14 protein-coding genes and 1 tRNA gene are annotated in these 13,396 nt (G+C 67.6%); 10 read left to right on the forward strand and 5 right to left on the reverse strand.

The annotated features are described in order from the left end of the window. The first annotated feature begins 25 nt into the window (after positions 1–25). The 9 genes from trpC (at position 26) to NNI01S_RS24080 (ending at position 9,025) form a co-directional block, all read left to right on the forward strand. The gene (gene trpC, locus NNI01S_RS24040; protein ID WP_040777193.1) at positions 26–844 is read left to right on the forward strand and encodes an indole-3-glycerol phosphate synthase TrpC; all 819 of its coding nucleotides are present in this window, start codon (positions 26–28) and stop codon (positions 842–844) included. Beyond that, on the forward strand, positions 841–2,103 hold the full coding sequence (gene trpB, locus NNI01S_RS24045; protein WP_063022405.1) for a tryptophan synthase subunit beta: 1,263 nt from the start codon (positions 841–843) through the stop codon (positions 2,101–2,103). Before trpC ends, trpB begins: the two co-directional genes overlap by 4 nt. Continuing rightward, the gene (trpA, locus tag NNI01S_RS24050) at positions 2,100–2,900 is read left to right on the forward strand and encodes a tryptophan synthase subunit alpha (protein WP_063022406.1); all 801 of its coding nucleotides are present in this window, start codon (positions 2,100–2,102) and stop codon (positions 2,898–2,900) included. Before trpB ends, trpA begins: the two co-directional genes overlap by 4 nt. A gap of 198 nt (positions 2,901–3,098) precedes the next feature. Beyond that, positions 3,099–4,262, forward strand: coding sequence for a prolipoprotein diacylglyceryl transferase (lgt, locus tag NNI01S_RS24055; RefSeq protein WP_245676348.1), 1,164 nt, complete (start codon positions 3,099–3,101; stop codon positions 4,260–4,262). Between the two features lie 215 nt (positions 4,263–4,477). Beyond that, positions 4,478–4,975, forward strand: a complete 498-nt coding sequence (locus NNI01S_RS24060) for a TM2 domain-containing protein (protein WP_063022407.1) — start codon at positions 4,478–4,480, stop codon at positions 4,973–4,975. Positions 4,976–5,188: 213 nt separating this feature from the next. Further along, positions 5,189–5,914, forward strand: a complete 726-nt coding sequence (locus NNI01S_RS24065; RefSeq protein ID WP_063022513.1) for a transporter substrate-binding domain-containing protein — start codon at positions 5,189–5,191, stop codon at positions 5,912–5,914. 12 nt (positions 5,915–5,926) lie between these two features. Continuing rightward, positions 5,927–6,595 (forward strand): amino acid ABC transporter permease, encoded by a 669-nt coding sequence (locus NNI01S_RS24070; RefSeq protein ID WP_063022408.1) that lies wholly within the window; start codon positions 5,927–5,929, stop codon positions 6,593–6,595. Between the two features lie 103 nt (positions 6,596–6,698). After that, positions 6,699–8,117, forward strand: coding sequence for a pyruvate kinase (gene pyk, locus NNI01S_RS24075; protein ID WP_174554482.1), 1,419 nt, complete (start codon positions 6,699–6,701; stop codon positions 8,115–8,117). A gap of 95 nt (positions 8,118–8,212) precedes the next feature. Further along, the gene (locus NNI01S_RS24080) at positions 8,213–9,025 is read left to right on the forward strand and encodes an acyl-CoA thioesterase (protein ID WP_245676355.1); all 813 of its coding nucleotides are present in this window, start codon (positions 8,213–8,215) and stop codon (positions 9,023–9,025) included. A gap of 3 nt (positions 9,026–9,028) precedes the next feature. On the opposite strand, the gene NNI01S_RS24085 is transcribed toward NNI01S_RS24080, so the two are convergent. The 5 genes from NNI01S_RS24085 to NNI01S_RS24105 all read right to left on the reverse strand — a co-directional run bounded on the left by NNI01S_RS24085 (position 9,029) and on the right by NNI01S_RS24105 (position 12,431). Then, positions 9,029–9,415: a hypothetical protein gene (locus tag NNI01S_RS24085; RefSeq protein ID WP_245676349.1), complete on the reverse strand. Its 387-nt coding sequence runs from the start codon at positions 9,413–9,415 to the stop codon at positions 9,029–9,031. A 190-nt stretch (positions 9,416–9,605) separates the two neighbouring features. Then, entirely contained in the window at positions 9,606–10,226 is a 621-nt protein-coding gene (locus NNI01S_RS24090; protein WP_063022411.1) for an arsenate reductase/protein-tyrosine-phosphatase family protein, read from the reverse strand. A gap of 245 nt (positions 10,227–10,471) precedes the next feature. Continuing rightward, positions 10,472–10,984: a monooxygenase family protein gene (locus NNI01S_RS24095; RefSeq protein WP_063022412.1), complete on the reverse strand. Its 513-nt coding sequence runs from the start codon at positions 10,982–10,984 to the stop codon at positions 10,472–10,474. Positions 10,985–11,310: 326 nt separating this feature from the next. Continuing rightward, complete coding sequence (locus NNI01S_RS24100) at positions 11,311–12,018, reverse strand: hypothetical protein (RefSeq protein WP_063022413.1); 708 nt, start codon at positions 12,016–12,018, stop codon at positions 11,311–11,313. A 326-nt stretch (positions 12,019–12,344) separates the two neighbouring features. Next, positions 12,345–12,431 (reverse strand) — tRNA-Leu (locus NNI01S_RS24105). Between the two features lie 225 nt (positions 12,432–12,656). Between NNI01S_RS24105 and NNI01S_RS24110 the strand changes: the two genes are divergently transcribed. After that, complete coding sequence (locus NNI01S_RS24110; RefSeq protein ID WP_063022414.1) at positions 12,657–13,274, forward strand: ANTAR domain-containing response regulator; 618 nt, start codon at positions 12,657–12,659, stop codon at positions 13,272–13,274. Positions 13,275–13,396 lie beyond the last annotated feature (122 nt).

Consider the following 13,396-nt stretch of genomic DNA (forward strand, 5'->3'; position numbering starts at 1 on the left):
TCTCCCCAGAAAGGATTCGAGCCAGATGACGGTACTCGACTCGATTCTCGACGGGGTCCGCGCGGATGTGGCCGCTCGGGAAGCCCTTCTCGACTTCCAGGCGGTCAAGGCGGCCGCCGCGGCGGCGCCCGCGCCGCTGGACGCCCGCGCGGCGCTGCTCGAGGACGGCATCGGCGTGATCGCCGAGGTCAAGCGGGCAAGTCCGTCCAAGGGCGAACTCGCGGACATCCCGGACCCGGCGAGCCTGGCCAAGGCCTACGAAGACGGTGGCGCGCGGATCATCAGCGTGCTCACCGAGGGCCGCCGCTTCAACGGGTCGCTGGACGACCTGGACGCGGTCCGCGCCACGGTGAACATCCCGATCCTGCGCAAGGACTTCGTCGTCGGCCCCTACCAGATCCACGAGGCTCGCGCGCACGGCGCGGACGTCATCCTGCTGATCGTGGCGGCGCTGGAGCAGGACGTGCTGTCCTCGCTGATCGACCGCACCGAGTCGCTGGGCATGACCGCGCTGGTGGAAGTGCACACCGAGGAGGAGGCCGACCGCGCGCTGGAGGCAGGCGCGTCGGTGATCGGCGTGAACGCCCGCAACCTCAAGACGCTCGAGGTCGACCGCGACGTGTTCGCCCGGATCGCGCCCGGCCTGCCCACCGAGGTCATCCGGATCGCCGAGTCCGGCATCCGCGGCACCGCCGACCTGCTGGCCTACGCGGGTGCGGGCGCGGACGCCGTGCTCGTCGGCGAGGGACTGGTGACCAGCGGCGACCCGCGCGCGGCGGTCTCCGAGCTGGTGACCGCGGGCACCCACCCGTCCTGCCCGAAGCCGGCGCGGCGGGGCCGGTGACCGGCGTGGCGGTACCCCAGGCCAGCGACGGCGTCGCCCAGCGCAGCGGCCACGAGCCCGACGTGGGCGGGCACTTCGGCGTCTACGGCGGCAGGCACGTTCCCGAGGCGCTGATGGCGGTCATCGAGGAGGTGACCGCCGAGTACGAGAAGTCGCGGATCGACGAGTCCTTCCTCAACGAGCTGGACCGGCTGCAGCGCGACTACACCGGGCGCCCGTCGCCGGTGTTCGAGTGCACGCGGCTGGCCGAGCACGCGGGCGGCGCGCGCATCCTGCTCAAGCGCGAGGACCTGAACCACACCGGCTCGCACAAGATCAACAATGTGCTCGGCCAGGCGCTGCTCGCCAAGCGGATGGGCAAGACCCGGGTTATCGCGGAGACCGGCGCCGGCCAGCACGGCGTGGCCACGGCGACCGCGTGCGCTCTGCTCGGCCTGGACTGCGTCGTCTACATGGGCGCGGTCGACACTGCGCGCCAGGCGCTGAACGTCGCGCGTATGCGCCTGCTCGGCGCCGAGGTGGTCTCGGTGACCTCCGGTTCCCAGACCCTCAAGGACGCCATCAACGAGGCGCTGCGCGACTGGGTGACCAACGCCGACGACACCTACTACTGCTTCGGCACCGCCGCGGGCCCGCACCCGTTCCCGATGCTGGTGCGGGATTTCCAGCGCATCATCGGCATGGAAGCCCGCGCCCAGGTCCAGGCCGCCACGGGCCGGTTGCCCGACGCGGTGGTCGCGTGCGTCGGCGGCGGATCCAACGCCATCGGCATCTTCCACGCGTTCCTCGACGACGCCGACGTCCGGCTGATCGGCTACGAAGCGGCCGGTGACGGCGTCGACACCGGAAGGCACGCGGCCACCTTCACCGGCGGCACGCCAGGAGCGTTCCAGGGCGCCTACTCGTACCTGCTGCAGGACGAGGACGGCCAGACCATCGAGTCGCATTCGATCTCGGCGGGCCTGGACTATCCGGGCGTCGGCCCGGAGCACGCCTACCTCAAGGACGTCGGCCGCGCCGAGTACCGGCCGATCACCGACACCGAGGCGATGGACGCGCTGCTGCTGCTCAGCCGCACCGAGGGCATCATCCCCGCGATCGAGTCGGCGCACGCGGTGGCGGGCGCGCTGAAACTGGGCGAGGAACTCGGCCCGGGCGCGATCATCCTGGTGAACCTCTCGGGCCGGGGTGACAAGGACATGGACACGGCAGCACGGTGGTTCGGGCTGTTCGACGAGCCGAAGGAGCAGGGCCGGTGAGCCAGCAGTCCCGCTTGGCGAACACCTTCGCCGCCTGCCGCGCCGATGGCCGCGCGGCGCTGATCGGCTACCTGCCCGCGGGCTACCCCGATCTGGCCGGTTCGATCGAGGTCGTGCGCGCCATGGTCGAGGCCGGATGCGACATCGTCGAAGTCGGCGTCGCCTACTCCGATCCCGTGATGGACGGTCCCACCATCCAGGCCGCCGCCGAACAGGCGCTGCGCGGCGGCGTGCGGGTGCGCGACGTGTTCTCGGTGGTCGAGGCGATCACCGGCGCCGGGGGCCAGGCCGTCGTGATGAGCTACTGGAACCCCGTGCTCAAGTACGGGGTGGATCGCTTCGCGCGGGACCTGGCCGCCGCGGGCGGCGCGGGCATCATCACCCCGAACCTGATCCCGGAGGAGGCCGACGACTGGTTCGTCGCCTCGTCCACGCACAATCTGGATCGCATCTTCCTGGTCGCGCCGTCGTCCACCGAGGAGCGCCTGGTGAAGACGCTGGAGGCCAGCCGCGGCTTCGTCTACGCGGCTTCGACCATGGGCGTCACCGGCGCACGGGACGTGGTGTCCTCGGCCGCGCCCGCGTTGTGCGCGCGGATCCGGGCCCACTCCGACATCCCGATCGGCGTCGGGCTCGGCGTTCGTTCCGGGGCGCAGGCCGCCGAGATCGCGTCCTACGCCGACGGCGTCATCGTCGGTTCGGCGCTGGTGAGCGCGGCGGGCCAGGGACTGGACGCGGTGCGGGCGCTGACCGCGGAACTCGCCGTAGGCGTGCGGTCGGCGACCGTCGCATCCTAGAAGCCGCGCACCGCACCTGGTCCTGACGACCGGGAACGGATGCGTTCCCACGGCGCGAATCGTTAGCGCTGCACGACGGCCTCCCGATCTCCTCGGGCGACCCGGGATCAGCCGTTCTGCGCAGTGTGATCGTCCCGCCCCGCGACGAGGCGGTGCGGTGGTGGCGAGGCGGCCGGGCATCTCCGCTACGGTGGCCCCGTGACGTTACGAGTCCTCGCAGACAGTGTCCTGGCCGACGGCGGCGTCAGCGGCGCCGTGCTGGCCTACATCCCCAGCCCCGCGCGCGGCGTCTGGCAGCTCGGGCCGTTCCCGCTGCGGGCGTACGCCCTCTGCATCATCGCCGGCATCATCGTCGCGATCTGGTGGGGCGAACGGCGCTGGCGCGACCGCGGCGGGCAGCCCGGCGCCATCCTGGACGTCGCGATGTTCGCGGTGCCGTTCGGTCTGGTCGGCGGCAGGCTCTATCACGTCGCCACCGACTGGCAGAAATACTTCGGCGCGGACGGGAACCCGGTCGACGCGCTGAAGATCTACCAAGGCGGACTCGGCATCTGGGGCGCGGTGCTGCTGGGTGGCGTCGGCGCGTGGATCGGCTGCCGGGTCTACCGGATCCCGTTGCCCGCCTTGGGTGACGCCGTCGCTCCGCCGATCCTGCTGGCGCAGGCCATCGGCAGAATCGGCAACTACTTCAACCAGGAGCTGTACGGGCGTGAGACCGACGTGCCGTGGGGCCTGGAGATCTACCGGCGGGTGGGCGACGACGGCCGGCTCGACATGATGAACGGCGTCTCCACCGACGTGGTGGAGAAGGTCGTGCACCCGACGTTCCTGTACGAGCTGCTGTGGAACGTGCTCGTCGTCGTGCTGCTGGTGTACGTGGACAAGCGTTTCCGGATCGGCCACGGACGCCTGTTCGCGCTGTACGTCGCCGGCTACTGCTTCGGGCGGTTCTTCATCGAACTGATGCGCGCTGACGAGGCGACGAAGATCGCCGGTATCCGGGTCAATTCGTTCACCTCCGCCGTCGTTTTCCTCTGCGCGATCGCCTACTTCGTGTTCGCGACGAAAGGCCGCGAGACGCCCGAGCAGTTGCGACCCGGCGCGAGCCAGCGGCCGTGGCCGTGGCAGTTCGGCGCGCTGCGCGCCGCCGCGGCAGCCCCGGCCGAGAAGCCCTCGGACACTGCCGCATCCGAGCCCGGCACCGCTGCCGCACGGCCGGAGACCACGACGACCGAGAACGAGTCCCGTACCACGGAATCGAGCGGGCAGCGGCAGAACGAGACCGTCGAGCCTGCGGCCGAGACCTCCCAAACCTCCTCGGAGCAGGCCGATTCGGAAAAGCGAGCCTCGGACAAGAACTGATCGCCGCGGCCCTCGGCTCGTCGGGTCGCGAATTCTCGTCGGTGGCAACGATCGAGCGATCGGCAGCGATAACTACGCGCAGGACCGAACGTTCCGGGGGCGACAACCCGGTCGATCCCGGTGACAATGGCTCCTGATCGTCGCGAGCGCAGTGCGGCGGTCCAGTGAGGCCGGGGGCCGACAAGAGGGTGCCCGCACTAATGAGGAGGACATGAGTGACCGACCCTTACCAGCAGAATCCGAGCGCTGGGGGCCCGCAGTACGGCCCGCCGGGCACCGGCCCCGACCTGACCAAGCCACTGGACGCGCAGAGCCCGCCCCAGTACAGCCCGCCGTCGGATCCCTACGGTCAGCCGCAGTACGGTCAGCCCGTCGACGCCTACGGTCAGCAGCCGGTCGGCTACCCACCCGCGCCGTACCCGGGCGCCCCGCAGGGCTACAACCCGAACGACCCGGAGGCGCCCTGGGGCCGCGACCCCTTCGGTGTGCCGCTGTCGGACAAGCAGAAGCTGGTCGCGGGCCTGCTGCAGATCTTCCTCGGCAGTTTCGGCGTCGGCCGCTTCTACCTCGGATACACCGGTCTCGGCATCGCCCAGCTGGTGGTGAGCGTGCTCACCTGCTTCACCGTCGGATGGATCTGGGGCATCGTCGACGGGATCCTGATGCTCACCGGCAAAGTGCCCGACAGCGACGGCCGCCCGCTGCGCGACTGACGCGGCACCGGTAGTACTGGAGGCGGGCACGGTGTGCCCGCCTCCAGGTCGTCATCGGCCGGAAGCGCCGAGCGCAATCCTTCCGCGCACCATGATCGCGATACTGTCGCTCGCGGAAGTCGGGGCGTAGCATGACCGGATTCGTGTGCCGTGTGTGGAGCTCCACGCACCGAGGAGAGGGATCCCGTGCGTCGTAGATTGTTCGCCGCCGCCATGCTCGCCGTCGTCGCCGCCACCGGGCTGAGCGCGTGCGGCGACAGCGACCCGAACGTGTTGAAGGTAGGCACCGAAGGCACCTACGCGCCGTTCAGCTTCCAGGGCTCCGACGGCAAGCTCACCGGCTACGACGTGGAGGTGATCCAGGCGGTCGGCGACAAACTCGGCAAGCGGGTCGAATTCGTGCAGACGCCGTGGGACGCCATCTTCGCGGGCCTGGAATCCAAGCGCTTCGACCTCGTGGCCAACCAGGTGACCGTGAACGACGAGCGCACGGCCGAGTACGCGCTGTCGGCGCCGTACACCACGTCGGCGGGCGTGATCGTCACCCGCGCCGACAACAACGCCATCGCCGGCCTCGGCGACCTCGACGGCAAGACATGCGCCCAGTCGGCCACGAGCAACTGGAGCAAGGTCGCCACCGACGCGGGCGCGAAGGTCGAAGCCGTGGAGGGTTTCGTGCAGGCTGTCCAGCTGTTGAAGAACAGCCGCGTGGACGCCACCGTCAACGACAATCTCGCCGTCGCCGAATACACCAAGAAGACCGGTGACACCAGCGTGAAGATCGCCGCCCGGACCGGCTCGGTGAGCAAGCAGGCGTTCGCCGCGCGCAAGGGTGACGCGCTGATCACCGACGTGGACAACGCGCTGAACCAGCTGCGCGCCGACGGCACCTTGGCGAAGATCTCCGAAAAGTATTTCGGCACCGACGTCAGCCAGTAGCCCGCATCGTTCATGGACGCCGCCACCCGGGACCTCATCTGGCACAACCTGTGGCCGATGCTGCAGGCCACCGTGACCAAGACGCTTCCGCTCACCGCGATCAGCTTCGCCATCGGCCTGGCGCTCGCGCTGTTCGTCGCGCTGGCCAGGATGTCGCCGGTGTGGCCGCTGTCGGCGGCCGCCCGGTTCTACATCTCGATCATTCGCGGCACTCCGTTGCTGGTGCAGCTGTTCATCGTGTTCTACGCGCTGCCGCAGTTCGGCATCGTGATCGACCCCTTCCCCGCCGCGGTGATCGCGTTCAGTCTCAATGTCGGTGGATACGCGGCCGAGGTGGTGCGCGCGGCGATTCTCAGCGTCGCCACGGGGCAGTGGGAGGCGGCGCAGGCGCTCGGCATGTCGTACCCGATGATGCTGCGGCTGATCATCCTGCCGCAGGCAGCGCGGATCGCCGTGCCGCCGCTGTCGAACACGCTGATCTCCCTGGTGAAGGACACCTCATTGGCCTCGACCATTCTGGTGACCGAGTTGCTGCGCGTGGCCCAGCTCGCGGCCGCGCCGACGTTCGATTTCTTCGCGCTCTACGGGGTCGCGGCACTGTATTACTGGGTGATCTGCTTGGTTCTCGGATTCGGGCAGACCCGGCTGGAAACGAGGTTGGCCCGTCATGTCGCCCGCTGAATATCCGTTTGTACCTGCTATGGAGCTGTCGTTCATTTTTTTCACCAAGGATTCACCGTGGCCACGGCGGGCCCTGCCCACCGAGCGGGACTAGGCTCTACTCGTGATGCGACGGACGAAGATTGTGTGCACGCTCGGACCGGCCACTGCCACCGAGGACCGTATCCGCGAACTCGTCGAGAGCGGTATGGACGTAGCCCGGCTGAACTTCAGCCACGGCGAGCACTCCGACCATGCCGAGAACTACAAGAAGGTGCGTCAGGCCGCCGACCACCTCGGCCGGGCGGTCGGCATTCTCGCCGACCTGCAGGGTCCCAAGATCCGCCTCGGCCGCTTCCTGGAAGGCAGGACCGTCTGGGCGACGGGCGAAGAGGTCCGCATCACCGTCGACGACATCGACGGGACCCACGACCGCGTGTCCACCACATACAAGGAACTGTCCAAGGACGCCAAGCCGGGTAATCGCCTCCTGGTCGACGACGGCAAGGTCGGCCTCATCGTCACCCGGGTCGAGGGCAACGACGTGGTCTGCCGGGTCACCGAGGGCGGTCCGGTCTCCAACAACAAAGGCGTGTCGCTGCCCGGCATGGACGTGTCGGTTCCCGCGCTGTCGGAGAAGGACATCGAGGATCTGGAATTCGCACTGAAGCTCGGCGTGGACTTCATCGCGCTGTCATTCGTGCGGTCCCCGTCCGATGTCGAGCTGGTGCACGACGTGATGGACCGGGTGGGCCGCCGGGTGCCGGTGATCGGAAAGCTGGAGAAGCCGGAGGCGATCGACAACCTCGAGGCCGTGGTCCTGGCCTTCGACGCGGTGATGGTCGCGCGTGGCGACCTCGGTGTCGAGCTGCCGCTCGAGCAGGTGCCGATCGTGCAGAAGCGCGCCATCCAGATGGCCCGCGAGAATGCCAAGCCGGTCATCGTCGCCACCCAGATGCTGGAATCGATGATCGACAACTCCCGTCCCACTCGCGCCGAGGCGTCGGATGTCGCGAACGCGGTGCTCGACGGCGCCGACGCGGTGATGCTGTCGGGTGAGACTTCGGTGGGCAAGTACCCGATCGAGACGGTGCGCACGATGGCGCGCATCGTGCACGCGGTGGAGACCGAGTCGACCCGGGTGCCGCCGCTGACTCACGTGCCCCGCACCAAGCGCGGCGTGATCTCCTACGCTGCCCGCGACATCGGCGAGCGGCTCAACGCCAAGGCGCTGGTCGCGTTCACCCAGTCGGGTGACACGGTGCGCCGCCTGGCCCGGCTGCACACGCCGCTGCCGCTGCTGGCGTTCACCCCGCTGCCGGAGGTGCGCAGCCAGCTCGCGCTGACCTGGGGCACCGAGACCTTCATCGTGCCCACCGTGGACAGCACCGACGCGATGATCCACCAGGTGGATGTAGCACTTCTGTCGATGGACCGATACCAGAAGGGTGACCTGGTGGTCATCGTGGCCGGGTCGCCGCCCGGTACCGTCGGTTCCACCAACCTGATCCACGTTCACCGAATCGGTGAGGAGGACCATTAGTGAGTGCTTCCCTGAGCAGCCCCGTCGGCATCGCGGAGCCGGATGCGCAGCGCACTGATCTGGATGTGCTGCTCGGCCTGCTCGATCTCGAGCAGATGGACGAGGACGTGTTCGTCGGCCAGCACCCGGAGAAGGTGTGGAGCCGGACCTTCGGCGGCCAGCTCGTCTCGCAGGCCATCATCGCGGCGGGCCGCACGGTCGGTGACCGTCCGGTCCACGCGGTCAACGCGCATTTCGTGCGCGGCGGCGACGTGAAGAAGCCGATCGAGTACCGGGTGGACCGGCATCGCGACGGTCGCGCGTTCGCCAACCGCACTGTGACCGCTAGCCAGGACGGCCAGGAGCTGTTCGTCATGCTCGCGGCGTTCCAGGACTGGGGCACGGGGCTCGAGCATGCGCACGCCCAGCCGGAGGTGCCGGATCCGGAGACGTTGCCGCGGGTGGAGGAGAGCTTCGAAGGCTTGGAGGACAAGCTGGAGATGTTCGTCAAGGCGCCGCATCCGATCGACATGCGCTACACCAACGACCCCGCGTGGATTCTCAAGGGCACGGGGGAGCGGCTCAACCACAATCGCGTGTGGATGCGCGCGGACGGCAGGCTGCCCGACGATCCGCTGATCCATGTGGCGACGCTGGGCTACTCGTCCGACACCACGGTGCTGGACTCGATCATCACCACCCATGGGCTGTCGTGGGGTCTGGACCGCATCGTCGCGGCCACGGTCAACCACTCGATCTGGTTCCACCGCCCGTTCCGTTTCGACGAGTGGGCGCTGTACTGCACCGAGTCACCGGTGGCTGCCGGCTCTCGTGGCCTGGCGACCGGCCGCTTCTACTCCCGCAGCGGCGATCTGCTGGCCACGACGGTGCAAGAGGGACTCATCCGCCACTTCCCCGCGCGGCGCTGATATCTACAGCAGTTCGAGGTCGCGATCGATGTCGAGATCGACATCGGTGCGTTGCGATGCGCGGATCGAGACCGGGATCCCCGGGCCCGGCTCGGTTCGCGCCAACCGCGAGATGGCCTGCAACAGGTGGCGTTCGAGTGCGGCCATATGGTCGGCGGTGAGCTGGTCGGGTGCGCCGACCAGACTGAGCGCGATCTCGTAGGTGGTGCGATCGTCCGCAGCGGCGCTGGGCGGATCTGTCGGGTAGCGGTTTTCCAGTGCCGCATGGGCCGGGTCGTCGGTGTCCACCGGCAACGTGAAGCGCCAAGCGAATACGTCCCGGTCGGCGAGGTGTTCGTCGACCACCGCACGGACGGTGTCGACGACGCGTTCGAGGGTTTCCGGTGTCACATAAACATGGAGCGAAACATCCGAAATGCGTTTCGGCATGTCTGATTCCTGTCCTGTGTCGAACCAGCAACGGCGGAAGTGTTGTCCGGCGGGAGTTTAGTGCGTCCGGCGCGGAAAAGAACACAGCCGGTTGGTAACAGGTTGATACGCGGGAGCCGGGCGCGCTATCGCGTGCGGTCGCCGGCGGCGGTCACCGGGTGCGCTGCGCGGCGAGGAAGGTCGCCAGCGGTGCGGGTGCGCCGCCGGGGCGGATCACCAGTCCCCGGCGCTCGTCATGGGGCCAGCGCGGCTGTTCGTGGGGAGCCAGCGCCAGCAGCAGCGGCACCAATTTCTCGGCGATCCGGTCGCCGACCTCGCAGAATGCCTGGGCCGACAGTCCGACCGGGTCGGCGATGTTCTCCCGGCCCACCAGTGACAGGTCGTTGCGCGCCCGGTGCAATTCGGCGACCGTGCGCGCTCCGGTGACGTGCGCGATGCGGTGGGCCTCCAGCAGCGTGAAGGTGCGTGGTCCGGCGCCGAAGGCCAGGTCGACCACTTGCCCGCGAATCTGCTCGGTCATCGTGAGGACCAGGTCGGCCTTGTCGATCATCTCCGGCTCGAGCCTGCGGGCCCGGAAGTTGCTCGGGTCGGCGCCGAGCCCGGCGATGGTCTGCGCGGCCAGCGGCTCGACCGGGAAGCCCACCAGCGCACGTGTTCCGGCGCTCTCGGCGGTGAGGTAGGGAAGATCGTATTCGACCGCGAGGGCGCGCGTGAGCCGCTCGGCGATCACCGAACGACAAACGTTGCCGTTGCAGACGAACAGGACGTGCATACGGATAACGATAAACGGCGCAGAAGCTACCAGACGGGCCCAAGTCGTTAGTCCCACATGTGGGAACAACATATTCATCTGTTCGTAGCGCGCCGTACACGAAGTGCGCCGCTTTCGGCGGTTGGCCTGCGACGTAGGTCACTCCGAGCGGTGGTGCTGTTCGATTCTTCTTCTGGCCGTACCCCGGAGTTCGCACATTCACACGCTGCTTTGTGATTGCATCGTGATATGACCGAGCGCGCAGGCTACTCGGATTCGTCACTGTAGTAAGCGGATTCGCTCACGACGGGTTCGAACCCGGCCGTTCTGCCCTGCACCCGGCCGCGGGTGGAGAAGCGGTGCCCGCGGGAGGCGACTACGGGTGCGAACCGCGCGAGTCCGGTCGCCGGATCCATGTCGTCGTACATGGCGTCGATGCCGCCGCGGGCGAAGTAGGCCTCGTGCCAGAAGCCGGTGCCGCCGGAGTCGCGCAGGAACTTCTGCCACCAGTCCCGGTGTGGCGCGGTCCGCGTCCATGCTTCGAGGCTGTCGAGGTCGCGCCAATACTGCCGTGCGCCCCAGTGCGGCGGGAACAGCGCCCACACGAGGTCTTCGTGCAGCAGCAACCCATCCGGCCGATCCTTGTGCGAGCGATAGAGTTTCGGCCCCAGTCCGAGCAGTCGCAGCATCCCCCTCGGCCGCCGCACCCGCATACCGATATAGATGACCACCAGATCCGGATACTCGGACAGATCCACAGTGGTCCTGTTCACCCTCATCACTTACCTCCGCTGCCCCGCACACCCGATGCCGCCATTTCGATAACGATCCAGCGACCGGATCGGTTCGATGACGATAGAACGCGGGCCACCCGAGATCCGGTCGCCCCGCCATCAATCCCCGACCCGCTCGCTCCCGATCGTGCCGTCCATGCCCGACCGACCACCCACGCGAGATGAGCGGTACCGAACGCGTCGACGAGGTTCGCCTTCGGCAGAAACCAGCTGGCAATCAGCAGGCACAGCACCGAGCACACAGGTACGCATGGTTCGACCGGTCATACCGGGCAACGGCGAGCAGAGGGCTGTAAATGAGGGTCGAAGCATCACGGACTACCTCGCCGGACGCCTCCGGCGCCGGGCATCGGCGGCGGGTACCACCCGGCCGCCGAGCCCGGCGGCGGCTGATATGGAAACGGCGCGGGTCGAATCGGCGCCGGAGGCGGCTGTTCGCTATCCCCGGAATGGTGCGAGGGCGTCGATCTTCGATGGCGGTCATATGCGAGTGCGGCCCACCGAAAGAAAAGGGCGGGAACCAGGCCCGTCGCAACGCCGATGAGAACGAGGCCGAAGAAGTTGCCGAGCGGATTAACGTACGGCGGCAACCCGGCAACCAGTACGGCCAACACGAAAAGGGAGATCGTCCACGTGAAGGCGACATAATAGACGCCTCTCAGGAGTTTTCCGCCTGCGGTGTCGATGCTCCCGATCAGCCACATCTCGCCGACCCTGTTCTGTCGTGGAACGCTTTCCGGCTGGCGCATCGCTTGTGCTTGGGAGAGTGATTCCAGCGCGGAAGCGATTATCGACTCCGCCTTCCGGGAGAATTCGGACGGATAACCATCCTGAGCGGCTTTCATCGATTCCCATATTTGTATCGCGGAAAGCTGGTCGCGAGCCGAGCTGACCAAGTTCTTCCGGCGGACTTCCAAGTCGCGGGCTTCTCTCCGCTGCTCGAAGATGCCTATCGCTGCCACCAGGCCGGCCGTGACGGGCCCTGCCAGAATTGCGACCGCCAACTCCGTATTGTCCATCCGACGATTCCTTCCGTCGCAGGATGATTCAATGACGCCTGTGCAGCAAATCTTCTGCAAATTTTAACACCGGAGTCGCCGTGAGCTGAAGACTCGGACTGCGCGGGCGGCGTACGCCGGGAGACCGTCGCGAGGCGGCGTCAGGAGGCCGATCCGGCCGTGTCCGAGATCGGCCGGTGGCCGGCGAGGTCGGCCAGGCTGGATACGCCCCTCGGTGAGGTGGGTGAATTCCTCCCCGGGCGTACACGCCCGGCACACGCGAGCGATGGCGTTCGGTGAAGCGCCGATGGCGAACACGGGGGCTCGTGGGAAGACCACGTCCACCTTGGTGCCGAGTGTGGGACTCGAACCCACACGTCCTTTCGGACAACGGTTTTTGAGACCGTCGCGTCTGCCAGTTCCGCCAACTCGGCGCACCGGGTGGCAACTATAGCGGGTCGGACGGCGTGGACGCGAATGGGTTGGTCCGCGCGGCGCGAGGGCACGGTTTGCGCAGGGTATATGCGTTCTATGCCGAAGTGAAAGGTACTCTTTACATCACTCGACAGCCCGATGGACGGCCGACGGTCGCCTCGTGCGAGCGCGGCTTTCCTTTGGTTGGGTCGGGTACAGGGCATCGGAACCAGAGGGGTCTACCTATGAGCACAGCAGCTGGGGGCGTCGGCACCAAGCGGGAAGCCGGGGCGAAGCGGGTCGTCGTCGCCGAAGACGAAGCGCTCATTCGCATGGATCTGGTCGAGATGCTGACCGAAGAGGGCTATCAGGTGGTCGGTGAAGCGGGCGACGGCCAGCAGGCGGTGGATCTGGCGGTCGAGCACCGGCCGGACCTCGTCATCATGGACGTGAAGATGCCGCGCCGCGACGGCATCGACGCGGCGGCGGAGATCGCGTCCAAACGCGTTGCCCCCGTGGTCATCCTGACCGCGTTCAGCCAGCGCGATCTGGTGGAGCGGGCACGCGACGCGGGTGCGATGGCCTACCTGGTGAAGCCGTTCACGAAATCGGATCTGGTGCCCGCCATCGAATTGGCGGCCAGCCGCTTCCACGAGATCACGGCGCTGGAGAGCGAGGTCGCCAATCTCGCCGAGCGGTTGGAGACGCGCAAGCTGGTCGAGCGGGCCAAAGGTGTGCTGATGCAGACACAGGGCCTTTCGGAGCCGCAGGCGTTCAAGTGGATTCAACGCACCGCAATGGATCGCCGCACGACGATGAAGGCGGTCGCCGAGGTCGTGCTGGAGAACCTGACACCGAAGTGACCGCGCACCGGGTTGCGGGAGAATTTACGCAGCTGAAACGTCGTCGTGAACAAGAATTCGAAACGATGTCGCGCGCATGATCCGAATGTGATGCGGAACTAACGTACCGACGCTATGTTCTG

This window comes from Nocardia niwae NBRC 108934 = DSM 45340, assembly GCF_001613465.1.
In the GTDB taxonomy this organism is placed as follows: Bacteria; Actinomycetota; Actinomycetes; order Mycobacteriales; family Mycobacteriaceae; genus Nocardia; species Nocardia niwae.